This window comes from Streptomyces sp. NBC_00328 (assembly GCF_036139655.1).
GTDB lineage: Bacteria > Actinomycetota > Actinomycetes > Streptomycetales > Streptomycetaceae > Streptomyces.
This window is the reverse complement of the sequence record NZ_CP108013.1, coordinates 4,791,026-4,813,700: the sequence shown is the minus strand read 5'-3', so window position 1 is coordinate 4,813,700 and position 22,675 is coordinate 4,791,026. Positions and strand designations below refer to the sequence as shown.

General features: G+C 70.7%; 21 protein-coding genes. 8 read left to right on the top strand and 13 right to left on the bottom strand.

The window, feature by feature from the left end; translation table 11 throughout:
- Nucleotides 1-88 precede the first annotated feature (88 nt).
- Nucleotides 89-445, bottom strand: a complete 357-nt coding sequence (locus tag OG485_RS21030; RefSeq protein ID WP_326786949.1) for a metal-sensitive transcriptional regulator — start codon at nt 443-445, stop codon at nt 89-91.
- Between the two features lie 236 nt (nt 446-681).
- Between OG485_RS21030 and OG485_RS21025 the strand changes: the two genes are divergently transcribed.
- Complete coding sequence (locus tag OG485_RS21025) at nt 682-1,302, top strand: DUF47 domain-containing protein (protein WP_326786950.1); 621 nt, start codon at nt 682-684, stop codon at nt 1,300-1,302.
- 7 nt (nt 1,303-1,309) lie between these two features.
- Nucleotides 1,310-2,308: an inorganic phosphate transporter gene (locus tag OG485_RS21020; RefSeq protein ID WP_328669880.1), complete on the top strand. Its 999-nt coding sequence runs from the start codon at nt 1,310-1,312 to the stop codon at nt 2,306-2,308.
- A 436-nt stretch (nt 2,309-2,744) separates the two neighbouring features.
- Here the strand turns inward: OG485_RS21020 and pstB are convergent, their stop codons facing one another.
- From pstB to OG485_RS20965, 11 genes are all read right to left on the bottom strand, one after another.
- A complete protein-coding gene (gene pstB / locus OG485_RS21015) occupies nt 2,745-3,521 on the bottom strand; it encodes a phosphate ABC transporter ATP-binding protein PstB (RefSeq protein WP_328669878.1) in 777 nt (258 codons plus the stop codon).
- Nucleotides 3,522-3,568: 47 nt separating this feature from the next.
- Complete coding sequence (gene pstA, locus OG485_RS21010) at nt 3,569-4,627, bottom strand: phosphate ABC transporter permease PstA (RefSeq protein WP_328669876.1); 1,059 nt, start codon at nt 4,625-4,627, stop codon at nt 3,569-3,571.
- On the bottom strand, nt 4,624-5,631 hold the full coding sequence (gene pstC, locus OG485_RS21005; protein ID WP_328674577.1) for a phosphate ABC transporter permease subunit PstC: 1,008 nt from the start codon (nt 5,629-5,631) through the stop codon (nt 4,624-4,626). The genes pstA and pstC overlap by 4 nt, the downstream gene beginning before the upstream one ends.
- A 100-nt stretch (nt 5,632-5,731) precedes the next feature.
- Nucleotides 5,732-6,862: a phosphate ABC transporter substrate-binding protein PstS gene (gene pstS / locus OG485_RS21000; RefSeq protein WP_328669874.1), complete on the bottom strand. Its 1,131-nt coding sequence runs from the start codon at nt 6,860-6,862 to the stop codon at nt 5,732-5,734.
- A gap of 457 nt (nt 6,863-7,319) precedes the next feature.
- Entirely contained in the window at nt 7,320-7,733 is a 414-nt protein-coding gene (locus tag OG485_RS20995; protein WP_328669872.1) for an NUDIX hydrolase, read from the bottom strand.
- A 10-nt stretch (nt 7,734-7,743) separates the two neighbouring features.
- Entirely contained in the window at nt 7,744-8,802 is a 1,059-nt protein-coding gene (locus OG485_RS20990) for a CHAD domain-containing protein (protein WP_328669870.1), read from the bottom strand.
- Complete coding sequence (locus OG485_RS20985) at nt 8,783-11,014, bottom strand: RNA degradosome polyphosphate kinase (protein ID WP_328669869.1); 2,232 nt, start codon at nt 11,012-11,014, stop codon at nt 8,783-8,785. The genes OG485_RS20990 and OG485_RS20985 overlap by 20 nt, the downstream gene beginning before the upstream one ends.
- 337 nt (nt 11,015-11,351) lie before the next feature.
- Nucleotides 11,352-12,374, bottom strand: a complete 1,023-nt coding sequence (locus OG485_RS20980) for a hypothetical protein (RefSeq protein WP_328669868.1) — start codon at nt 12,372-12,374, stop codon at nt 11,352-11,354.
- Complete coding sequence (locus OG485_RS20975) at nt 12,371-13,324, bottom strand: hypothetical protein (RefSeq protein ID WP_328669866.1); 954 nt, start codon at nt 13,322-13,324, stop codon at nt 12,371-12,373. The genes OG485_RS20980 and OG485_RS20975 overlap by 4 nt, the downstream gene beginning before the upstream one ends.
- Nucleotides 13,321-14,244, bottom strand: a complete 924-nt coding sequence (locus OG485_RS20970; RefSeq protein ID WP_328669864.1) for an ABC transporter ATP-binding protein — start codon at nt 14,242-14,244, stop codon at nt 13,321-13,323. The genes OG485_RS20975 and OG485_RS20970 overlap by 4 nt, the downstream gene beginning before the upstream one ends.
- On the bottom strand, nt 14,241-14,627 hold the full coding sequence (locus tag OG485_RS20965; protein WP_328669863.1) for a GntR family transcriptional regulator: 387 nt from the start codon (nt 14,625-14,627) through the stop codon (nt 14,241-14,243). Before OG485_RS20965 ends, OG485_RS20970 begins: the two co-directional genes overlap by 4 nt.
- Nucleotides 14,628-14,884: 257 nt before the next feature.
- Between OG485_RS20965 and OG485_RS20960 the strand changes: the two genes are divergently transcribed.
- From OG485_RS20960 to OG485_RS20940, 5 genes are read left to right on the top strand one after another with little or no spacing between them, the layout of a single operon-like run.
- Nucleotides 14,885-15,427: an RNA polymerase sigma factor gene (locus tag OG485_RS20960; protein ID WP_326786961.1), complete on the top strand. Its 543-nt coding sequence runs from the start codon at nt 14,885-14,887 to the stop codon at nt 15,425-15,427.
- The gene (locus tag OG485_RS20955) at nt 15,424-16,335 is read left to right on the top strand and encodes a zf-HC2 domain-containing protein (protein WP_443048735.1); all 912 of its coding nucleotides are present in this window, start codon (nt 15,424-15,426) and stop codon (nt 16,333-16,335) included. Before OG485_RS20960 ends, OG485_RS20955 begins: the two co-directional genes overlap by 4 nt.
- A complete protein-coding gene (locus OG485_RS20950; RefSeq protein ID WP_328669861.1) occupies nt 16,332-17,192 on the top strand; it encodes an ABC transporter ATP-binding protein in 861 nt (286 codons plus the stop codon). Before OG485_RS20955 ends, OG485_RS20950 begins: the two co-directional genes overlap by 4 nt.
- Nucleotides 17,189-18,760 (top strand): ABC transporter permease, encoded by a 1,572-nt coding sequence (locus OG485_RS20945; protein WP_328669859.1) that lies wholly within the window; start codon nt 17,189-17,191, stop codon nt 18,758-18,760. The genes OG485_RS20950 and OG485_RS20945 overlap by 4 nt, the downstream gene beginning before the upstream one ends.
- A gap of 5 nt (nt 18,761-18,765) precedes the next feature.
- The gene (locus tag OG485_RS20940; RefSeq protein ID WP_328669857.1) at nt 18,766-19,467 is read left to right on the top strand and encodes an ABC transporter; all 702 of its coding nucleotides are present in this window, start codon (nt 18,766-18,768) and stop codon (nt 19,465-19,467) included.
- A 35-nt stretch (nt 19,468-19,502) separates the two neighbouring features.
- Here the strand turns inward: OG485_RS20940 and mshD are convergent, their stop codons facing one another.
- Nucleotides 19,503-20,429, bottom strand: coding sequence for a mycothiol synthase (gene mshD / locus OG485_RS20935; RefSeq protein ID WP_328669855.1), 927 nt, complete (start codon nt 20,427-20,429; stop codon nt 19,503-19,505).
- Between the two features lie 395 nt (nt 20,430-20,824).
- On the opposite strand from mshD, the gene OG485_RS20930 reads away from it, so the two are divergent.
- Nucleotides 20,825-22,621, top strand: coding sequence for a bifunctional metallophosphatase/5'-nucleotidase (locus tag OG485_RS20930; protein WP_328669853.1), 1,797 nt, complete (start codon nt 20,825-20,827; stop codon nt 22,619-22,621).
- Nucleotides 22,622-22,675 lie beyond the last annotated feature (54 nt).

The following is a 22,675-nucleotide window of genomic DNA, read 5'->3' as shown; positions in this document are numbered from 1 at the left end:
GGCCGAGGCGCGCGCGTCGCGGATGTCACATGCGTCGTATCTCTCACGATTCGCGCACTTCTCGTGGCTTGCGCTGCCGGCGGGCGGCTCAGGTGCGCAGCAGGCGGCCGATCGCCTTCGTCGCTTCCTCGACCTTCGCGTCGATCTCGTCGCCGCCCTTGAGGGCCGCGTCCGCCACGCAGTGACGCAGGTGCTCCTCCAGGAGCTGGAGGGCGAAGGACTGGAGCGCCTTGGTGGAGGCGGACACCTGGGTGAGTATGTCGATGCAGTAGACGTCCTCGTCGACCATCCGCTGCAGGCCGCGGATCTGCCCCTCGATGCGGCGCAGCCGCTTCAGGTGCTCGTCCTTCTGCTGGTGGTAGCCGTGGATGCCGCGGTCGTGGTCGGTCACGATCTTCTGCGCGTCGCCGGAGGGCGTCGTCGCGCCGGCCTCGGTGGTCGTCATCGCGTCCTCCTGCTGGATCCGATCGGCGATCTTGTCTGAAACGCCGCTTACATATACCCCTGGTGGGTATATCGTACCGAACTTTGCTGGGTAAGGAGCCCTTGCCCGGCGCCGGTACCGGACCCCGTGCCGATCGCTGTGGCTGATGGGCGACACTGGGTGGCGGCCCATTAGCCGTGGCCGGATGATGCGCCTAGCATCAGCCTGACCGAATCGAAGCACCCGAGGACCCCAACGTGCGCTTTCGTCTGACCCCCAGGGAGACGAGCTTCTACGACATGTTCTCCGCATCCGCGGACAACATCGTCACGGGCTCGAAACTCCTGATGGAACTGCTCGGGGCGGACACTTCCGCTCGGGCCGAGATCGCAGAGCGTATGCGGGCCGCGGAGCACGCCGGTGACGACGCGACACACGCGATCTTCCACCAGCTGAACTCCTCCTTCATCACGCCGTTCGACCGCGAGGACATCTACAACCTCGCCTCGTCCCTCGACGACATCATGGACTTCATGGAGGAGGCCGTCGATCTGGTCGTCCTGTACCAGGTCGAGGAACTGCCCAAGGGCGTCGAGCAGCAGATCGAGGTGCTGGCGCGGGCCGCCGAGCTGACCGCCGAGGCCATGCCGAACCTGCGGACCATGGACAACCTCACCGAGTACTGGATCGAGGTCAACCGTCTGGAGAACCAGGCCGACCAGATCCACCGCAAGCTGCTCGCTCACCTCTTCAACGGCAAGTACGACGCCATGGAGGTGCTGAAGCTCAAGCAGATCGTGGACGTGCTGGAGGAAGCGGCCGACGCGTTCGAGCACGTGGCGAACACGGTGGAGACCATCGCCGTCAAGGAGTCCTGACCCGTTCATGGACACCTTCGCTTTGATCGTGACCATCGGGGTCGCGCTCGGATTCACGTACACGAACGGCTTCCACGACTCGGCGAACGCCATCGCCACGTCCGTGTCCACGCGCGCCCTGACGCCGCGGGCCGCGCTCGCCATGGCCGCGGTGATGAACCTCGCCGGCGCGTTCCTCGGCAGCGGGGTCGCCAAGACCGTCAGTGAGGGGCTGATCCAGACGCCCGAGGGCTCGAAGGGGATGGGCATCCTCTTCGCCGCGCTCGTCGGCGCGATCACCTGGAACCTGATCACCTGGTACTTCGGTCTGCCGTCCTCGTCCTCGCACGCGCTGTTCGGCGGCATGGTCGGCGCGGCGCTGGCCGGGGGGACGACGGTCTACTGGAGCGGACTGCTCGACAAGGTCATCATCCCGATGTTCCTGTCACCGGTCGTCGGTCTGCTCGTCGGCTATCTCGTGATGACCGCGATCATGTGGATGTTCCGGCGGTCCAACCCGCACAAGACCAAGCGCGGTTTCCGTATCGCGCAGACGGTGTCCGCGGCTGGCATGGCGCTCGGGCACGGTCTCCAGGACGCCCAGAAGACGATGGGCATCGTGGTGATGGCGCTGGTCATCGCCGGCGAACAGGGGCCGAACGACCCGATCCCGGTCTGGGTGAAGATCGTCTGCGCGACGATGCTGTCGCTGGGGACGTACGCGGGCGGCTGGCGCATCATGCGGACGCTCGGGCGGAAGATCATCGAGCTCGATCCGCCGCAGGGCTTCGCCGCCGAGACGACCGGTGCGTCGATCATGTTCATGTCGGCCTACCTCTTCAAGGCGCCGATCTCCACGACCCATGTCATCACCTCGGCGATCATGGGTGTCGGGGCGACGAAGCGGGTGAACGCCGTGCGGTGGGGTGTCGCCAAGAACATCGTCCTCGGCTGGTTCATCACCATGCCGGCCGCGGCGATCGTGGCGGCGTGCGCCTTCTGGGTCGTGAACCTGGCGTTCCTGTAGGGCGTGATCGCTGCCGGGGGTGTCCGGCAGAGCGCGGGCCGGTCCTTCGGGGCCGGCCTTTTGCGTTTCCGGGGCCAGGGGCCAGGGGCCAGGGTCCTGGGGCCAGGGGCCTGGGGGTTCGCGTGGGTGCTGGTCCGTCGTGGTCCGGCTCTGGGACCTCGCCCCCTCCGGCCCCTTCCCTTCCCGTCCCTGGGGGCTGCCGCCCCCGGACCCCCCGCGTCGGCCTGAACGGCCTCGTCCTCAAGCGCCGGACGGGCTGAAGATCCGGTGGCCGGGACGGGCGGAGTGACAGGCCACCGGGCGCGGGGCCGGAGAAGCGATCGGCCGGGGCCGGGAAAACGAACGGGCCCGCCCCTGGGAGCCAGGGGCGGGCCCTTCTCGTCCTCGCGGTGGCACCGCCATGCAGCACCGCGAGGGGTTCCAGGAGGCGGTCCGGTCAGCCGAAGCGACCGGAGATGTAGTCCTCCGTGGCCTGGACGGACGGGTTGGAGAAGATGCGCTCCGTGTCGTCGATCTCGATGAGACGGCCGGGCTGGCCCACCGCGGAGAGGTTGAAGAACGCGGTGCGGTCGGAGACGCGGGCGGCCTGCTGCATGTTGTGCGTCACGATGACGATCGTGAAGCGCTCCTTCAGCTCACCGATCAGGTCCTCGATGGCGAGGGTGGAGATCGGGTCCAGGGCCGAGCAGGGCTCGTCCATGAGAAGGACCTGAGGCTCCACCGCGATCGCCCGCGCGATGCACAGACGCTGCTGCTGACCGCCCGACAGACCGGACCCGGGCTTGTTCAGCCGGTCCTTGACCTCGTTCCAGAGGTTCGCGCCCTTGAGGGAGCGCTCCACGATGTCGGCGAGCTCGGACTTCTTGTAGCTGCCGTTCAGCTTCAGGCCCGCCGCCACGTTGTCGAAGATCGACATGGTGGGGAACGGGTTGGGGCGCTGGAAGACCATGCCGATGGTGCGGCGCACGGCGACCGGGTCTATGCCGTTGCCGTACAGGTCCTCGTCGTCCAGGAGCACCTTGCCCTCGACGCGGCCGCCGGGCGTGACCTCGTGCATGCGGTTCAGGGTGCGCAGGAAGGTCGACTTGCCGCAGCCGGACGGGCCGATGAAGGCCGTCACGGAGCGGGGCTCGACCGTCATGGAGATGTCTTCGATCGCCTTGTGGGCGCTGTAGTAGGCGGTCAGACCGCTTACGTCGATTCGCTTGGCCATGTCAGTCACTGCTTCTTTCGAAAGGATCGGGTCGCTGATCGGCCGCGTCAGCGGCCCGTCTTGGGTGCCTTCCAGCGCGCGATGGCGCGGGCTCCCATGTTGAGGATCATGACGAACAGGATGAGCGCCAGTGCGGCTGCCCAGGCCCTGTCCGTGGACGCCGGGGTTCCCGCCGAGTACTGCTGGTAGATGTACAGCGGTAGGGAGGCCTGCGGACCGTCGAACGGGTTGTTGTTGATGAAGCCCGTGCCCCACACCAGCAGCAGCACCGGAGCGGTCTCACCGGTGATACGCGCGACGGCGAGCATCACGCCCGTGGTGATGCCGCCGATGGACGTCGGCAGGACCACCTTGAGGATGGTGCGCCACTTCGGGATGCCGAGGGCGAGGGAGGCCTCGCGCAGCTCGTTCGGGACGAGCTTGAGCATCTCCTCGGTGGAGCGGACCACCACGGGCATCATCAGGATCGACAGGGCCATCGCGCCGGCGAAGCCGGAGTAGCCCATGCCCAGGATCAGGATCCAGAAGCTGAGGACGAACAGACCGGCGACGATCGACGGGATACCCGTCATGACGTCGACGAAGAAGGTGACGGCCTTGGCGAGACTGCCGCGGCCGTACTCCACGAGGTAGATCGCGGTGAGCACGCCGATCGGCACGGCGATGAGCGAGGCGATGCCCACCTGCTCCAGGGTGCCGATGATCGCGTGGTAGATGCCGCCACCGGGCTGGGCGTCGGCGACCACACCCATGGAGTGGCTCAGGAAATAGGTGTCGAAGACCTTCACACCGCGCTCGACGGTCTCCCAGATCAGGGAGACGAGCGGGATGAGGGCGACGATGAAGCAGACCCACACCAGGCTGGTGGCGACGCGGTCCTTGGCCTGGCGGCGGCCCTCGACGCGCGTGGCGACGACGTACGTACCGAGGACGAAGAGGATCGCGGCGATCAGGCCCGACTGGACCTTGCTGTCCAGGCCGGCGGCGAGACCGATGCCCGCTCCGACCGCGAGGGATCCCGCCGCGATGGCCCACGGGGACCACTTGGGGAGGCTGCCGCCGCGCAGCGTGCTGGCGTGCTTGCGGGTGACGGGTGCGTTGCTCATGCGTTGGCCCCCGAGTACTCCTTGCGGCGGTTGATGATGATGCGCGCCGCGCCGTTGACCACCAGGGTGATCACGAACAGGACGAGACCCGAGGCGATCAGGGCGTCCTGGCCGAACGTGTTGGCCTCGTTGAACTTGGCCGCGATGTTCTGCGCGAAGGTGCCGCCGCCGGGGTCGAGCAGGCTGGCCTGGATGTCGAAGCTCGGGGAGAGCACGGTGGCGACGGCCATCGTCTCGCCGAGCGCGCGGCCGAGGCCGAGCATCGAGGCGGAGATCACGCCGGAGCGGCCGAAGGGCAGCACCGACATGCGGATGACCTCCCAGCGCGTGGCGCCGAGGGCCAGTGCCGCTTCCTGGTGCATCTGCGGTGCCTGGCGGAAGACCTCACGGCTCACGTTCGTGATGATCGGGAGCACCATGATCGCGAGCAGGATGCCGACGGTGAGCATGGAGCGGGGCGCTCCGTCCTGCCAGGCGAAGATGCCGGTCCAGCCGAGGTAGGTGTCGAGCCAGCCGAACAGCCCGTTCATGTGCGGTACGAGGACGATGGCGCCCCAGAGGCCGTACACGATGGAGGGGACGGCGGCGAGCAGGTCGATCACGTACGCGATGGGTCCGCCGAGCTTGCGCGGCGCGTAGTGCGTGATGAACAGGGCGATGCCGACCGCGACCGGGACCGCGAGGGCCATGGCGATGATCGCGGAGACGACCGTGCCGAAGGCCAGCACCGCGATGCCGAAGACCGGCGGTACGAGGCTGGTGTTCCACTCGAAGGTGGTGAGGAAGTTGCCCTCGTTCTTGCTGAGCGCGAGGGAGGCGCGGTAGGTGAGGAAGACCGCGATGGCGGCCATGATCACCAGGAGGAGGATGCCGGAGCCGCGGGAGAGCGCGAGGAAGACGCGGTCTCCGGGGCGGGTGGCACCGCGGGCGGCGCGCTTGCGCGAGGCGCCCGAAGATCGTGGGGCGGGAGGAGGTGCTTCAGTGCTCTGCGTCGATATGTCCATCATGAGTCTCCGGTCTGCGGAGCCGTGTCGAGTGGCGGCTCCAGGCGGCGGTGCACCGGACGGTGCGGCCCGCCTCGGCGAGGCGGGCCGCACACTCGGGTCAGCTCAGGTTCGAGATGGTGGAACGAACCTTGGTGATGATCTCGTCGGGGATCGGGGCGTACTGGGCGGCGGTCAGCTGCTTCTGGCCGTCCTCGCTCGCGATGTAGGTGAGGAAGGACTTGGTGGCGGCCAGGGTGTCGGCCTTGTTGCCCTTCTCGCAGAGGATCTCGTAGGTGACCAGCGTCAGCGGGTAGGCGCCATCGGCGGTCGGCTTGTAGTTCATCTCGAGCGCCAGGTCGCTGCCGGTGCCGACGACCTTGGCGGAGGAGATGGCCTTGGTGGCGTTCTCGACGGTGGCCTTGGCCGGGGCGGCGGCGTCCGTCTTCAGGGCGACGGCCTTGACGTCACCGGTGGCGTAGGAGAGCTCGAAGTACGAGATCGCGCCGGGGGTCTGGTTCACCTGCTGGGCGAGGCCGGCGGAGCCCTGCGCGGACTGGCCGCCCTTCGCCTGCCACGCCTTGCCGCCGGAGTAGCTCCAGTCGGACGGGGCGACGGCCTTCAGGTACTTGGTGAAGTTGTCCGTGGTGCCGGACTCGTCCGAGCGGTGGAACGCCTGGATCTTGGTGGAGGGGAGCTTCGCGTCGGGGTTGAGCTTCTGGATGGCCTCGTCGTCCCACTTCGAGATCTTGCCGTCGAAGATCTTGGCGATCGTGGAGGCGTCCAGGACGAGGTCGTCGACACCGTCGAGGTTGTAGCCGATCGCGATGGGGCCGCCGACCATGGGCAGGTCGACCGCGGCGTTGCCGCCACAGGTCTTCTTGGCGGCCGTGGCCTCTTCGGGCTTGAGCGGCGAGTCCGAACCGGCGAACGCGGTCTGGCCCTGGATGAACGTGGTGACGCCGGCGCCCGAACCCGTCGGGTTGTAGTTGATCTGCACGTCCTTGCAGGCGGCCCTGAAGGTCGTCACCCAGGCGTCGATCGCGTTCTTCTGCGCGGAGGAGCCGGAAGCCTGGATCTGGCCCTTGGCGTCGTCACACTTGATGGCGCTGTTGTTGCTGGCCGAGGACGAGCTGCCGCCACCGCTGGTGTTGCCGGTGTCGTCAGAACCGCACGCCGTGAGGGCCAGGGCGCCGGAGACGGCGAGAGCACCGAGGGTGAGGGCACGCCGGTTCATGCGCTGAAGCTTCACTTCGGGAGTTCCTTCCAGGAGCCGCCGTCAGGTGGCGGCGTGCGATGTCTGTGAACTGCGTTCCGTAACGAGGTGAGGGGTTCGCACTGGGCGTCCCTCGCATCGCGTAAGGCCGAAATTAAGCAGATCAGGTGAAGGCGCCGAAGGCCGTAAGTGAACGCAGGGTGAACCCCTGACGGCGGTGCGGTGAGGTCACGGAACGCTCACGTCGAGGACACGGCCGTGTCCCGGCCGAGGGGGCCGGAAGGGAAACTCCAGGTAATCGAACGGGTGCGGACGTGACGGACAGTGCCCATGTTCCCGTCATAGCTCGTTCGCCCCGATTTCCTCATGAGCCACAGCGAAGGGCCCGCTCACTACGCTGAGTGCCCGTCGTCGGCTCCCAGGCTGGTTTCCGCGTGTGCCGAGGCGCCGCGCCGGATGCCGGGAGCGGCGCCCTCATATACAGGGGAACACGTCAGGCCGGACGCAGCGCGTTCAGCAGGGCGTCCACCAGATCACGGTCGCGCGGCTGGGTGAGGCGGTGGCGTGCGGCGGTGGGGGAGAGCCAGAGCACGCGGTCGACCTCGTCGTTCGGGACGAAGCGGCCGGCGGCGGCCTCGCCGGCCCAGTAACGGACCTCCTTGGGGCGTCCGCCGACGACGTAGCTGAGGGTGGGAAGCACGGCGCCGGGGACGGCGTCGTAGCCCGTCTCCTCCTCGACCTCGCGCAGCGCGCCGGTCAGGAACCCCTCGCCGCGCTTCAGCTTGCCCTTCGGGTGCGACCAGTCGTCGTACTTGGGCCGGTGGACGAGGCAGATCTCCAGCGCGGAGTCGACCGGGGAGCGGCGCCACAGGACGCAGCCCGCCGCGTGAATGGTGTCGTCGGCCATGGGGCCTCCCTCAGGGGATGCGTACGGCTTCCTTCTGCCAGGCCTGCTGGAAGGCGAACCGGGCCGCCTCCACCTCGTGCCGCTGGTCGGCGTGCAGCACACCGAGCGCGTACGCCGTCGCCGGCGCGATGCGCGGGGTGCGGGCCGCCGACGCCGCGGCGGACGCCGCCTCCGCCGCGTCCCGGTGCCGGTTGAGCGCCCTGCCCGCGCCGAGCAGGCGCACGTCGACGGGGCACTCCCCTCCGTGCAGCACCTCGCCGGCGTAGCGGTGCAGCCGCAGCAGCAGCCGGACCTGGTGCCAGGGCGCGTCCTGCGGCTGGGGAGCGGTGTCGGCGGAGAGCCCGTGCACCAGGGCTTCGGCGTTGTAGGGGCGGCCCGCGACGACCAGCGGCAGCGCGCTGACGGCGTCGGCCAGCCGGTCCTGGGCCGCGGCGGCCAGCGGACGCAGATCGGCGGTGTCCGCGGCCGGGGCCAGCGGAACCTCGCTGGCCAGCACGGCGACGTTGTCGGCGACGGCGTGGAAACGGGAGGAACCGAGCGCCTGGAGGGCCGCCGAGTGGGCGCGGGTACGGGCGAGCGTGAGCTGGCGGTCCAGAAGGGCGCCCGCTTTCGCGGCCCCGACGGTGAGACGGCCGGCCTTGGGGGCCGCGGCCGGGGCCCGCCCGGTCTGGCCGGGCAGGGCGGCCGTGCCGGACAGCCGGTTCAGCGCGCCGATCAGCCGCTCCAGGCGCGCGGCATAGGCGTGTTCGCGCGCCAGGGTGCCCGAGAGCCAGGCCAGTTCGGGGCGCATCCCCTCCGACCAGTCCGCGTCGAGGAGCGGCCGGAAGGTGTGCAGGCTGCCGCTGATACGGCGGGCGGAGTGGCGCAGGGAGCGCGCCGCGTCGCCGGGCTCCCCTCCTGCGCTCGCCGCACCACCGGTATCCCGGTGCTGGCGCAGCGAGCGGAGGAATTCCGTGGCCTGGGCCCGGAGATAGATCGCCAGGGCGTCACCGATCGGGATGTCTCCCTCGCCGAGGGGGGCCGCCCCGGTGACGGAGCCGGTGGGGGGATCAAGGTGCTGCTGTGCCACGCCGGCGCCTCCGGGCGTCTATGAGCATCTCCTGGACGTTCCGCAGGGGCTGGCCCTCCGCGTCGGTCGCGTGGCGGATCCACTCGCCGTCGGGGCCGAGGTGCCAGGAGGCCGTGGTGTCGGACATGCCGGTCTCCAGCAGCCGGTTGAGGGCTGCGCGGTGAGCCGGGTCGGTGACCCTGACCAGGGCCTCGATCCGCCGGTCGAGGTTGCGGTGCATCATGTCGGCGCTGCCGATCCACACCTCGGGTTCGCCTCCGTTGCCGAAGGTGAAGACCCGGGAGTGCTCCAGGAAGCGGCCGAGGACGGAGCGGACCCGTATGTTCTCGGACAGGTCCGCGACGCCGGGACGGACGGCGCATATCCCGCGCACCCACACGTCGACCGGCACACCGGCCTGGGAAGCGCGGTACAGCGAGTCGATGAGTGCCTCGTCCACCATCGAGTTGACCTTGATGCGGACGAAGGCGGGGCGCCCGGCCTTGTGGTGCTGCACTTCCTTGTTGATCCGGGCGATCAGCCCGTCGCGCAGCGACTTGGGTGCGACGAGCAGACGGCGGTAGGTCTCGCGGCGCGAGTAGCCCGAGAGCCGGTTGAAGAGGTCGGAGAGGTCCGCGCCGACCTGGGGATCGGCGGTGAGAAGTCCGAGGTCCTCGTACAGCCGGGCGGTCTTCGGGTGGTAGTTGCCGGTGCCGACGTGGCAGTAGCGGCGCAGGGTGTCGCCCTCCTGCCGGACCACGAGCGACAGCTTGCAGTGGGTCTTCAGACCGACGAGGCCGTACACGACGTGGCAGCCGGACTCCTCCAGCTTCCTGGCCCACTTGATGTTGGCCTGCTCGTCGAAGCGGGCCTTGATCTCGACCAGGACGAGGACCTGCTTGCCGGACTCGGCGGCGTCTATCAGCGCGTCCACGATCGGCGAGTCGCCGGAGGTCCGGTAGAGCGTCTGCTTGATGGCGAGGACGTCCGGGTCGGCCGCGGCCTGCTCCAGGAACGCCTGCACGGAGGTGGAGAAGGAGTCGTACGGGTGGTGCAGCAGGACGTCGCGTTCACGCAGCGCGGCGAAGATGTCGGGCGGGGACGCCGACTCGACCTCCGCGAGATCGCGGTGGGTGCCCGCGATGAACTTGGGGTACTTCAGCTCGGGCCGGTCCAGCGCTCCTATGCCGAAGAGGCCGGTGAGGTCCAGGGGGCCCGGCAGCGGGTACACCTCGGCCTCGGAGATCTTCAGTTCGCGTACGAGCAGGTCGAGGACGTAGCGGTCGATGGACTCCTCGACCTCCAGGCGCACCGGCGGACCGAAGCGCCGCCGCATGAGCTCCTTCTCCAGGGCCTGGAGAAGGTTCTCGGCGTCGTCCTCCTCGACCTCCAGGTCCTCGTTCCGGGTGAGCCGGAAGGTGTGGTGCTCCAACACCTCCATGCCCGGGAAGAGCTCCTCCAGGTGGGCCGCGATCACGTCCTCGATGGGGACGTAGCGGTTCGGGGAGGCCTCCAGGAAGCGGGAGAGCAGCGGCGGGACCTTGACGCGCGCGAAGTGGCGGTGGCCGCTGACCGGGTTCCGTACGACGACGGCGAGGTTCAGGGACAGCCCCGAGATGTACGGGAAGGGGTGCGCGGGGTCGACCGCCAGCGGGGTCAGGACCGGGAAGATCTGGTGGCGGAAGAGAGTGAACAGGCGGGCCTGCTCCTTCTCGGTCAGCTCGCTCCAGCGGACCAGGTGGACGCCCTCCTCCGCGAGCGCGGGGGCGACGTCCTCCTGGTAGCAGGCGGCGTGCCGGGCCATGAGCTCGCGGGAGCGGGCCCAGATCATCTCCAGGACCTCGCGGGGCTGGAGGCCCGACGCGGACTTGGTGGCGACACCGGTGGCGATGCGGCGCTTGAGGCCGGCCACCCGGACCATGAAGAACTCGTCCAGGTTGCTGGCGAAGATCGCCAGGAAGTTGGCGCGCTCCAGAAGGGGCGTGTTCGGATCCTCCGCGAGTTCCAGAACGCGCTCGTTGAAGGCGAGCCAGCTGCGCTCGCGGTCCAGGAAGCGGCCCTGCGGCAGCATGATCCCGTCCTGCTCCAGGTCCTCGTACTCGTCGAGGTCGGCGTCGAGATCGGGCTCCAGGTCGGACACGTTCGCCGCCACGGTGTGCGGGCGGTGGGCGGCGATGGAGCCGACGGAGGGCTGCGGGTGCTGAACGGGTGCCTGGGCGCTTCGCTGGGTCATGGACCCATTCTTCCGTGCCGAAGGCGAGACCGGCGCGTCGGAGAGAGCGGGTACCAGCGCGCCGATCCGGATGATCCCGTTCCGTTCGGCTGGCGTACGCTGACTCTCCGTGGGCGGTGAGGACTCGTTCTCCGGCGGGGGAGAAGGCTCGGGCACGGCGGGCTGCATTTCTTGAGCGTCGCAAGGTCACCTGAATCGATGGTTACAACGACATGACGTGCGGGATATCTGGGGGAGGCTCCCGGACGTCTGCATGTCCGGGAGCCGTGTAAACACCCGCCCGCGTCGCGTAAACACCCGCCCGCGTCGCGTGCGCGTCCTCCGGTACTGCCGCCGGTTACGAATGCCGTCGCCGCAGCAGGGCGAAGGCCGCGGCGGCCGCGAGCCCCGTGACGGCCAGCAGCAGGCCGCTCTCCACGAGCTGGAGAGGCCAGAAATGGGACTCCGGCTGATAAGTCGTCCAGAAATCGGTCAGACCCGTCTCCTTCATACACTTCCCGAGGGCGGCGGCGCTGTCGGTTCCGACGCAGGCCATGGTGTTGCTCAGCCGCTCGCCGTCGCCGGTGACGGCACCGTTTTCGAGGACCAGGGTGCCGCGCGGGAGCTGGAGCGCGGCCAGTCCGGTGGCCGTCTCGGCGGGCCACAGGCTCATCCGGAACCTGTCCAGCACCTCGTGCAGGACGTATGCCGCGGCGAGGGCGGCCGCGGCGGCGGGCAGGGCCCTGCGCAGGACCAGGCCGGCGAGCGCGCCGAGGGCGAGGCCCGAGAGGGCGTAGGCGACGGCCACTGGCCCGGAGGAGATGAAGACGTTCATGGTGAACCAGCCGCCGGACAGGTCCTCTCTCCCGGCGTGGCGGGTCCGGTTGCCGAGCAGGACCGCCAGGGTGGTGCCCGCCGTCAGCAGGACCGCGGGGACGGCGAGCCTGGTGGCGAGCCAGCGCGCCGGGGTGACGGACTGGGTCCACGCCAGCCGCGCCGTGCCGCTCTCCAGCTCGCGTCCGGTCAGCACGGCACCCGCCCAGACCGCGACCGCGTACATCTGGAACGTGACGCAGGCGGAGGCCAGGGCGAGGACGTAGTCGTACGTCCTGGCCGTCGCTGTCTGTTGGACGGTTCCGCAGTCCAACGGGAACGGGTCCGACGCGTCGCAGCCGCCGACGGCCGCGCGGGCCTCGGGGCCGGCGGCGAGCAGCCAGATCAGGGCCGCCACGACGGTGAGCAGGGCGGCGCCCCAGACGTACAGGGCCGTGCGGTGCAGGCGCAGCACGGTCCAGGTCAGGCCGGACGGGCGGTACCGGGCCGGGCCGGACGGGCGGTACGGGGCCTGGCCGGACGGGTGTTTGCCGGTCAGGGTGCTCATGAGGTCGACCTCTTCCGCAGGACGGCGAAGGCGGCGGCGACCAGGATCGCGGTGGCGGCGAGCATGACGCCCGTCTCCAGGAGCTGGCGGGGCCAGTAGTCGGGGGAGGGGAGGTACTGGCGGGTGAAGCGGACGACGTCGTGCCGGGCGAGGCAGGCCTGGCTGTCGTAGCAGCCCGGGTCGGGGATCTCCGCGCCCGTGGAGGTGATCGCCCGGCTCCGGACGGACAGGTCGGGCTGCTGATAACTGCCCTGGAAGGGCCAGGAGTTGGCCCGGAACATGATGACCGCGTACTGGGCGAGACCGGCGACCGCGATGGCGGGCAGGGTGCGGCGCAGCGCGAGACCGGCGAAGGCGCCGACGGCCAGGCCGAGGAGCGGGGCGGCGACGGTGGCCGGGCCGATGGAGAAGTACAGGGCGCGCGGTCCGATGCCGGCCAGCAGGAGGTTGGCGTGGGCGTCCCACAGCATCCGGTAGAGGACGACCAGCAGACCCGTGCCGACGGTGACGAACAGCGCCGGCACCGCCAGTTTGGCGGCGAGCCAGCGGGCCGGGGTGACGGACTGGGTCCAGGCCAGGCGCGCGGTGCCGTTCTCCAGTTCGCGGGCGGTCAGCGAGCCGGCCGCGAAGACGGCGACGGCGAAGGAGGCGATGTTCAGCAGGGAGGCCGGGTCCTGGAAGAGGTCGTTGTAGACGCCCGAGAGGACCGAGCCGTTGGTGCCGTCGGCCCAGGCGTCCTGTTGCACTCCCGCGTAGCCGAACGTGTCGAGCAGGTGCTGGGTGTGGCCGGCGCCGGGTCCGTACAGCCACAGCAGCAGTCCGGCGGTGAGTACGACGAAGCCGGTCCAGATCCACAGCGCGGTGCGGTGCAGCCGCAGGACCGTCCAGACCAGGCCGCGCGGCGCGGGCAAGGTGCGGCGTACGGGGGCCGTCGGGGTGATGGCGCTCATCGGGTCACCGCCGCGGGGGCCGCGGTCGTGCCGGGGGTGAGCAGCGCGGGGGCTTCGGGGGAGCGCAGATGGGCGAGGACGAGTTCCTCCAGGGAGGGGCGTTCGGCGTCCCAGCGGTCGTCCACCGGTCCGTCGTTGCGTATCAGGGCCGTGAGACCGCGGCCGGCGGCGCGGGACTCGACGACGAGGTGCGGGGCGAGGTCGGCGGGGGTGCCGCGGCCGGTCACCAGGGTGTGCGCGAGGAGCAGGTCGTCCAGGCCGCCGCCGAGCCGGACGCGTCCGCCGCCCAGGAGCAGCAGGTGGTCGCAGGCGTCGGCCAGTTCGGTGACGATGTGCGAGGACATCAGGACGGTGGTGCCGTGTTCGGCGGCGTCCGCCATGAGGGTGCCCAGCAGTTCGTGGCGGGCCAGCGGGTCCAGGTCGGCCATCGGTTCGTCCAGCAGCATCAGTTCGGGCCGCTTGCCCAGCGCGAGGGCCAGTGCCACGCGGGTCCGCTGGCCGCCGGACAGCGTCCGGACCTTGGTGCCCGGGTCGAGCGATCCCTGCTCCACGATCGCGGCGGCGTGCGCGGCGTCCCAGCGGGCCGGGTTGAGCTCGGCGCCCAGGCGCAGGGTCTCGGCGATCGTGAGCTGAGGGTGCAGGGGCTTGTCCTGGGCCAGGTAGGCGATGGCCTCGCGGGCCTCGGCCGGGCCGGCGCCGAGCACGGTGAGGGTGCCGGCGGCGGGGCGCAGCAGCCCGGCCGCGGTCGCCAGCAGCGTCGACTTGCCCGCGCCGTTGGGGCCGACGAGGGCGCTGACCCGTCCGGCCGGGAGGCGGAAGGAGCAGTCGTCCAGGGCCGCGGCGGAGCGCCGGCCGTGGCGCACGGTGAGGCCGTGCGCCTCTACGGCGACGGTGGATCGGGTGGTGCTGGTGGAGCTCACTGGTCCCCCTTCGGGAAATGTGCGTCCAGTACGGAGGTGAACAGCGCCGCCACGTCCTCGTGGTCGAGGCCGGCGGCGCGGGCGCTTCGGGCCCAGGCGTCGAGCTCCTCGCGCAGGGGCGAGTCCGCCGGGGCGGCGCCGAGGGTCTTGCGGACGAACGTGCCGAGACCGCGCCTGGCCTCGACCAGTCCCTCGCGCTCCAGTTCCCGGTACGCCTTCAGGACGGTGTTCGGATTGATGGCGGTGGCTTCCACGACCTCGCGGGCCGTGGGGAGCTTGTCGCCCGGTTCGAGGAGGCCGAGGCGCAGCGCCTGCTTCGTCTGCTGGACGATCTGGACGTAGGTGGCGACGCCGCTGCGCCGGTCGATGCGGTACGCGAGCACCCGGACAACCACCCTTTCACTAATTGAGTAGTGAAAGGGTGGTGCAAGGTAGGGGTCGAGGTCAAGTCCCGGACGAGCGGACGGTGTTGCTCCGGTATCGCCCTGGTGGTGCGGGGCGGTGGACCCTGCGGTGAATCCGCTGGTCAGTCCCGTGATGGATCCTTCGGCGGATCAGGCTGTCCGGCGGGTGTGCGACGCGTTCGGAAATTCCCGGCCGATGTGTGAACCGATCGGCGGGGCTCGTCCGATGAGGGGGTGTGAGGGAAACGAGAAGCGACGGAGAGCTGCTGCGGGCCATCGCGGCGGACGGGGACCGTCGCGCCTTCGAAGAGCTGTACCGGCGGTACGCGCCATGGCTGACCGCGCGGCTGCGCGGCCGGTGCGCCGACGCCGGGATCGTCGACGACGTCGTCCAGGAGACCTTCCTCGCGGTCTGGCGCGGCACCGCCCGCTACCGCGAGGAGGGCGACCCGGCCGGCTGGCTGTGGCGCATCGGCTCACGGCGCCTCGTCGACACGATGCGCGGCGACGGCGCGCGCGGCCGGCTCCGCAACGCGCTGGCCCGGCTCAGGCACCGCGACGAAGCCTCGGCGGAGGAGCGCGTGCTGGCAGGCGTCGAACACGGAGACCTGGCGGGCGCGCTGACCAGACTCTCGCCCGAACTCCGGGCGGTGCTCCAGGCCACGGTGATCGACGGACTCACCACCAGGGAAGCGGCCGTCCTGCTCGGCATTCCGCCGGGCACGGTCAAGACGCGGGCACTGCGTGCGCGCAAGCAGTTGCGGGAGGCGTTGGCATGAGCGACGACCGTCACGGAAGCGATGGCGACGAGATGAACGGTCACAGCCGTACGACCTGGCACGTGCCGGAGGAAGACCTCCGGGCCTACGTCCGGGGCGAGTTGACGGCACCCCTCCTGTGGTCCGCCGACACCCACCTCGCCGCGTGCGCGCGGTGCCGGGAGACACTGGCCGCGATCAGCGACCCGGTCGCCCTGGACGCCGGGTGGGAGCGGCTCGACGCCGAACTCGACGCCCCGCGGCCGGGCCCCGCCGAATGGCTGCTCATCCGGCTCGGCGTCGCCGACCACACGGCACGGCTGCTGACCGCCTCCCCCGCCCTGCGCCGCTCCTGGCTGTGCGCGATCGGCGCCCTCCTGACCATGACCGTGGTCGCGGCCGACGCGGTGCGGGCCGGGACCACGCCCATCCTCTTCCTGGCCCTCGCGCCGCTGCTCCCGCTCGCCGGGGTCGCGGTGTCCTACGGCCCGGGGATCGACCCGACGTACGAGATGGCCGTGGTCTCACCCCTGCACGGCTTCCGGCTGCTGATGATCCGCACGGTCGCGGTACTGACCGTGTGCCTGGGGCTCAGCGGCCTCGCGACCCTAGCCCTCCCCTCCTACGGACTGCACGCTCTGGCCTGGCTGCTGCCCGCCCTCGCCCTCACCGCGACCGGACTCGCGCTCAGCTCCCGGCTCGGTCCCGTCCTCGCCCCCTCGCTGGTCGGCGGCGGCTGGGTCGGCCTGCTGGCCGTGGCCCGGGCGACCTCGGAGTCCGACACCACGCTCGCCCCGTTCACCGCGGCCGGGCAAGGCGTCTCCGGAGCCGTCGCGGCACTGGCCGCCGTACTCCTCTATCTCGCGCGGGACCGGTTCGACGCGTCGCGCCTCCCGTTCACCGACTTCACCGACAGGAACGCAGCATGATCCCCACCGTCTCCGCCTCCGGGCTGACACTCCGCTTCGGCGGCACGCTCGCGCTCGACGACATCTCCCTCCGCCTCGCGGAAGGAGTCACCGGACTCCTCGGGCCCAACGGCGCCGGAAAGACCACCCTGTTGCGGGTCCTCGCCACCGCCGTGCCCGCCGACCGGGGCTCCTTCACGGTCCTCGGCCACGACCCGGGCACCACCGCCGGACGCCTGCACGTGCGACGCGCGCTGGGCTACCTCCCGCAGACGCCCGGCTTCCACCAGGACTTCTCCGCCTTCGAGTTCGTCGACTACGTGGCGATCCTCAAGGAGCTGACCGACCGGACCGCCCGGCACCGCGAGGTGCGCCGCGTCCTGGACCGCGTCGGCCTGTCCGAGGTGCGGGGCAAGCGCATCAAGCGGCTGTCCGGCGGCATGCGCCAACGGGTCGCACTGGCCGCCGCCCTGATCGGCGACCCCGGCTTCCTCGTCCTCGACGAACCGACGGTCGGCCTCGACCCCGAACAGCGCATGCGCTTCCGGGAACTGATCGCACAGGCGGGAGAAGGCCGAACCGTCCTGCTCTCCACCCACCAGACCGAGGACGTCGCGATGCTCTGCCACCGCGTGATCGTCATGGACGCCGGCCGTATCCGCTTCGAGGGCACCCCCGCGGAGCTGACCGAGCGAGCGGCCGGCCGGGTGTGGAGCAGCACGGAACGCGATCCGTCCGCCCGAGCCGGATGGCGTACGGGCACGGGCGCCTTCCGCAATGTCGGCGATCCGCCCGAGGGCGCCGACCTCCTCGAACCGACCCTGGAGGACGGCTACTTGCTCACGCTCGACACCAAGGCCGCGGAGGTGGCCGCATGAGCACCACCGACACGGTCAGGCGGACGGCTCCCACGGGGGTGGAGCCGTCCGCCGAGGTCCAGGTGTCCCGGGCGGCCGCGGTCCTGGCACTCGCCCGCTTCGAAGCACGCGAACTGCTGCTCCAGATCCCGGTCCTGGTCTTCCTCGCGCTGTACGTCGGCTACACCGGCTGGAAGATGTTCTCCGGCCGTGAGGGCATGGACGACTTCCCGGTCCTCCACGAGGTCGACCGCTCCACCCAGTCGGCACCCCTGCTGCTCGCCATCGCCGTGTTCGTCTGCGTCAACCGCGCCGTGCTGCGGTCCCGCCGACAGCGCACCGACCAGCACTTCGACATCCTGCCCATGGAGCACTGGCGGCGTACGGCGGCGCACGCGCTGTCCGTCCTGCCCCTCGGCGCGATCACGGCGCTCGTCGTCGGCTTCCAGTACACCTGGGCGGCGCTGAAGCCGGGCGCCGTCGGCCACGGCTCACCCGCCGAACTGCTCGTGGGCCCGCTGCTGGTCCTTCTGGCCGGTGTCCTCGGTGTCCTGCTCGCCCGGGTGATACCGGTCGGGTTCGTCGCGCCGCCCTTCGTGATCGGCGCGTTCGTCCTCACCACCCTGGTCTCCGGGCTCACCCAGGGAACGCACTGGGTGCGCTGGCTCGGACCGGTCGTCGAGGACCAGGGGGCCGACCCCTTCCCCTCCGTCCTGCTGGGCCGCCCGGCCGCCTGGCACGCGCTCTATCTGACGGGCCTCGTGGTCCTGCTGTTCTGCGTCGCCCTGCTGGTGAGCGGCGGACGGACGAGGCTGATCACGTCGGTGACCGTTCTCGCCCTCGCCGCGACGGCCGTCGGTGTGGCCGGGCAGTCCCCGGACGAGCCGGCCTCGCTGATCGCGGCCCGCACCAAGGCGTCCGTGAGCCCGCAGAAGGAACAGACCTGTGTACGGCACGGACGGTCCACGTACTGCGCCTTCCCGGAGTGGACCGGCCGCACCGCCGACTGGGCCGAGGCGGTCGACCGCATCCAGTCCCGCGCGGGCGGCTCGGCCGGAGGCGAGCGGTTGACCGTGCGCCAGTGGATCGACGCCCGCTACGGCCTTCAGAGCGATGCCGCGATCACCCCCTCCACCACGCCGGGAACGGTGACCGTGGGCACGCGCTGGGGCGGCAACCGCCTTCCCGAGTTCGCGGTCGGTGTCGCCTCGGTCCTGGTCGCGGGCACCGAGGACGCCGCCGGCACCATGTGCGACGCCCGTGTGGTGACCACGATGTGGCTGGCTCTGAGCACACAACCGGACCCGATGAAGTCCCTCCGCGATGTCCGGCTCGACGACAGCATCAAGGGCTCCGCGGTCGCGCTGGCCCCCACGAACTCCCTCTCCATGTCCGCTCAGCAGACCACCGTCGTGCGCGAACTGCTCCAGAAGCCGCACTACAGCGTCGCCGCGAAGGTGAAGGCCCACTGGTCGGAACTGACGTCCGCGAAGACGTCCACGGCACGGGTGGCCGAACTGCTCGGCGTACCGGCCGGAGGCAAGGGGACCGCGGCGGACTCGGGGAGCGGCTCGTGCGAGGAGGAGTGAAGACGATGACAGCGGCTTCCACCGAGGGCCTCACGAAACCCGCCGGGCCCCCACCCACGCACGTCATGGCCCGCGCCCTGGTCCGCCCGGTGTGGCGCGGTCTGCCCCGGTCGGCCGTGATGACAGGCGCCGTCCTCGGGCTGATGCTGGCCGCATCCTCCCGGACGGTCTCCGAGGAACCGGACCCGTGGCTGTGTCTCAACCTGCTGCGGGCCGCCGCCCTCGCCTTCGGCCTGGGACTGGCGTTCCTGTTCGACGACCCGGCCCGGCACACCACGGCCACGGTGCCGACCAGACGCCCGGTGCGGACGGGGCTGCGGCTGGTGCTCGTCGTACCGTTCATGGCGGTGTGCTGGACGGCCGCGCTGTTCCTCATACCCGCCGAGGGACGGCCCCCGATGGGCGCGATCACCCTGGAAGCGGCCGCTGTCATGACCCTCGCGCTGACCTCCGGGCTCGTCGCCGTGCGGCACTCGGGGGCCACCGAACCGGGGATCGCGATATCCGCCGGACTGGTGGGCGCCTTCTTCGCCGCCGCGGTACTGCTTCCCGCGCGCTGGGAGCTCTTCGTCGGCCCGTCCGACCCGCACTGGGACGACGCGCACCGACGATGGGCGGCCGTCCTGGTCGTGGTCGTGCTGGCGGGGGCCCGCTCCCTGGGCGAACCCCTGCGGCGACGCCGGACAACCGTCCTCGCCCGCCGCTGACTTCGGCCTCCGGAGGGCGCTCGCGCGCCGGGGGCTCAGGACTCCGTGCGGTACATGAGGTCCGTCTCGTGGGTGACGAAGCCGAGACGCTCGTAGACGGAGACCGCCGCCTTGTTGTCGGCGTCGACGTAGAGCATCGCGGTGGGCAGGGTCTGCGCGGCGAGGTGGCGCAGTCCGATCGTGGTCAGGGCCTTGCCGAGCCCGCCGCCCTGGGCGCCGGGGCGCACACCGAGGACGTACACCTCGCCCAGCCCCTCCTCGGCGTGCACCTTGGTCCAGTGGAAGCCGACGAGCTCCTCGCCCCGGAAGGCGAGGAAGAAGCCGGCCGGGTCGAACCACGGTTCGGCCATCCGGTCGTCCAGGTCGCGCTGGGTGAGGGAGCCCTGCTCGGGGTGGTGGGCGAAGGCGGCGGCGTTCACGGCGAGCCAGGCGGTGTCGTCCTGGCCCGGCACGAAGGTCCGGGCGGTCACTCCCTCCGGCAGCTTCGGCTCGGGCAGGGCGAGGTTCTCCAACGGGCGCCGCATCTGGCGCAGTTCGCGGAAGAGGGTGAGGCCCAGGACCTGTGCGAGATGCCGGGCGGCGGAGTGACCGCCGTGCGCCCACACCCGCAGCCGCTTCCCGGACTCGTTGAGCATCGCCGAGCCGAGCGCCCGCCCGTGGCCGTGCCCCCGGTGTGCCGGGTGGACGACCAGTTCGGCGGCCGGGGCCTCGACCGGGTCGGTGTCCTCCAGCTGTGCGTAGCCGACCAGTTCGTCGCCGACGGTCAGCAGCAGATGCCGCACGCCCTCACGGCCCCCGCCCTTCAGCTGGAGGCGGCCCTGCTCGGACACGGCCTGCTGTCCATCGGCCCGAGCGGCCTGGGCGAGCAGCTGGAGCACGTCCTCGGCCTGGTCCGGGGAGAGCACGGAGTAGGTCTCGATGGAGCGGGAGAGGGCGAAGGGTGCCGCGTCGTCGCTGGTCATGGATACGAGGGTACGGCTCGGCGATGGGGGGACGAGGAGTTGGGCGACGCGGACACGGATCGTGGCGGGAGGGACGAGCCGGGGAGGGCGGAGCGGGTCTGGACCGAGGAGGCCGGAGCGGGCCTCAGCGGATCGCGGCAGGGGGTCGCGGGCAACGCCCCCCGACGAGCTGCGGTGACGCGGTTGTCGACTCTCGGTGTGCTGATGGCAACCAAGGTGTAACCCCTAACCCTCTTTCGCGCTACGCGCGTTGATCCTAAAGTGCGTGCAAAGCGACGGCTGTTCATCAGCCGGCACACGGTGCGCACAGCACCCGTGGCAGGCACCACCCGCACCACTCGCTCGGCTCACGCACGGCACACCGTTTCGGCCTTCACCGTTCTCCAGGGGGAACCATGCCGCCCACGATCCGGTACAGACGCACGCATCGACTCCTCGCGGCCGCCGCCGGTCTCGCCACCGTCGGGGCGCTGGCCGCCGCGGTCCCGGCGAGTGCGCACCAGGACAAGCCGGCACCGTCGCACCACCACGGCAGCGGCCGCTACCAGGACGTCCAGCTGCTGTCCTTCAACGACCTGCACGGCAATCTGGAGCCGCCGACCGGTTCCTCGGGCCGGGTCACGGAACTTCAGGCGGACGGCACGACGAAGACCCTCGACGCGGGTGGTGTCGAGTACCTGGCCACGCATCTGCGCAACGCCCGCAAGGGCAACACGTACTCGATCACGGCGGCCGCCGGTGACATGGTCGGCGCCTCCCCGCTGATCTCCGGCCTCTTCCACGACGAGCCGACGATCGAGGCGCTCAACGGCCTCGACCTCGACGTCACTTCGGTCGGCAACCACGAGTTCGACGAGGGCGCCAAGGAACTGGCCCGGCTCCAGAAGGGCGGCTGCCACCCGACGGACGGCTGCTACGGCGGCAAGAAGTTCACCGGCGCCGACTTCCCCTACCTCGCGGCGAACGTGACCGACGAGAAGAGCGGGAAGCCGATCCTCAAGCCCTACTGGGTGTGGAAGAAGAACGGCGTCAAGGTCGGCTTCATCGGCGTCACGCTGGAGGGCACACCGAACATCGTGTCCGCCGAGGGCGTCAAGGGCCTGAAGTTCGGCGACGAGGTCGAGACGATCAACAAGTACGCCAAGGTGCTCCAGCGCCAGGGCGTGAAGTCGATCGTCGCGCTGATCCACGAGGGCGGGGCGCCCGCGTCGACGGCGTACAACTACGACTGCGACAGCCCCGGTGCCGGGGACGGCATCTCCGGGCCGATCGTCGACATCGCCAAGAACGTCACGCCGGCCGTGGACGCGCTGGTCACCGGCCACACCCACCAGGCGTACGCGTGTACCATCCCCGACCCGGCGGGCCGGCCCCGCATGGTCACCTCGGCCTCCTCCTTCGGCCGGCTGTACACGGACACGACCCTGACGTACGACCGCTGGACCGGCGACATCGCCCGTACGGCGGTGAAGTCCGCGAACCACGTGGTCACCCGTGATGTCGCGAAGGCCGCCGACATGACGTCGCTGGTCACCAGGTGGAAGGCGCTCTCCGCGCCGGTCGCCTCGCGTCCCCTCGGCTACATCGCGGGCGACATCGCCAACACCGGCACCGAGTCCCAGGCCGGCGACCTGATCGCCGACGCGCAGCTCGCGTACGCCAAGTCCGTCGACCCCGAGGCCGACCTCGCGGTGATGAACCCGGGCGGCATCCGCGCCGGACTCACCTACACCGCGAGCAGTGGTGAGGGAGACGGTGTGGTGACCTACGGAGAGGCCTACACGGTCCAGCCGTTCGCCAACACCGTCAACCTGGTCGACCTCACCGGCGCCCAGGTGATCACCGCGCTCCAGCAGCAGGTCAGCGGCGCCAACGAGGCATCCCCGAAGATCCTCCAGATCTCCAAGGGCCTCACCTACACCCTCGACCTGACCAAGACCGGCGCGGCGCGGGTCGTCGCCGACTCGGTCGAGCTCGACGGCACCGCGATCGACCCGGCCGCCACCTACCGCGTCGCGATGAACTCCTTCCTCGCGGGCGGCGGCGACGGCTTCGCCGAGCTCGGCAAGGGCGGCAACGTCCGTGTCGGCGGCGACGACCTGGCGGCCCTGGGCGCCTACCTGACGGCCAACTCCTCGGCCGCGACGCCGTACCCGGTCCCCGCGGCGGACCGGATCACGATCGTCAAGTAGCCGCAACCGCCGACCGGTCCGGCGCTCGTCCGCCGGACCGGAGCGGCCCGGTCC

What these genes read in the sequence shown, in the direction of transcription:
- pstC (WP_328674577.1), bottom strand. Translation starts at nt 5,631, where the DNA reads ATGGACATATCGACGCAGAGCACTGAAGCACCTCCTCCCGCCCCACGA.
- OG485_RS20950 (WP_328669861.1), top strand. Translation starts at nt 16,332, where the DNA reads ATGATCCCCACCGTCTCCGCCTCCGGGCTGACACTCCGCTTCGGCGGC.
- pstA (WP_328669876.1), bottom strand. Translation starts at nt 4,627, where the DNA reads ATGAGCAACGCACCCGTCACCCGCAAGCACGCCAGCACGCTGCGCGGC.
- OG485_RS20995 (WP_328669872.1), bottom strand. Translation starts at nt 7,733, where the DNA reads ATGGCCGACGACACCATTCACGCGGCGGGCTGCGTCCTGTGGCGCCGC.
- OG485_RS20975 (WP_328669866.1), bottom strand. Translation starts at nt 13,324, where the DNA reads ATGAGCGCCATCACCCCGACGGCCCCCGTACGCCGCACCTTGCCCGCG.
- OG485_RS21030 (WP_326786949.1), bottom strand. Translation starts at nt 445, where the DNA reads ATGACGACCACCGAGGCCGGCGCGACGACGCCCTCCGGCGACGCGCAG.
- pstB (WP_328669878.1), bottom strand. Translation starts at nt 3,521, where the DNA reads ATGGCCAAGCGAATCGACGTAAGCGGTCTGACCGCCTACTACAGCGCC.
- OG485_RS20940 (WP_328669857.1), top strand. Translation starts at nt 18,766, where the DNA reads ATGACAGCGGCTTCCACCGAGGGCCTCACGAAACCCGCCGGGCCCCCA.
- OG485_RS20985 (WP_328669869.1), bottom strand. Translation starts at nt 11,014, where the DNA reads ATGACCCAGCGAAGCGCCCAGGCACCCGTTCAGCACCCGCAGCCCTCC.
- OG485_RS20930 (WP_328669853.1), top strand. Translation starts at nt 20,825, where the DNA reads ATGCCGCCCACGATCCGGTACAGACGCACGCATCGACTCCTCGCGGCC.
- OG485_RS21020 (WP_328669880.1), top strand. Translation starts at nt 1,310, where the DNA reads ATGGACACCTTCGCTTTGATCGTGACCATCGGGGTCGCGCTCGGATTC.
- OG485_RS20955 (WP_443048735.1), top strand. Translation starts at nt 15,424, where the DNA reads ATGAGCGACGACCGTCACGGAAGCGATGGCGACGAGATGAACGGTCAC.
- mshD (WP_328669855.1), bottom strand. Translation starts at nt 20,429, where the DNA reads ATGACCAGCGACGACGCGGCACCCTTCGCCCTCTCCCGCTCCATCGAG.
- OG485_RS20980 (WP_328669868.1), bottom strand. Translation starts at nt 12,374, where the DNA reads ATGAGCACCCTGACCGGCAAACACCCGTCCGGCCAGGCCCCGTACCGC.
- OG485_RS20945 (WP_328669859.1), top strand. Translation starts at nt 17,189, where the DNA reads ATGAGCACCACCGACACGGTCAGGCGGACGGCTCCCACGGGGGTGGAG.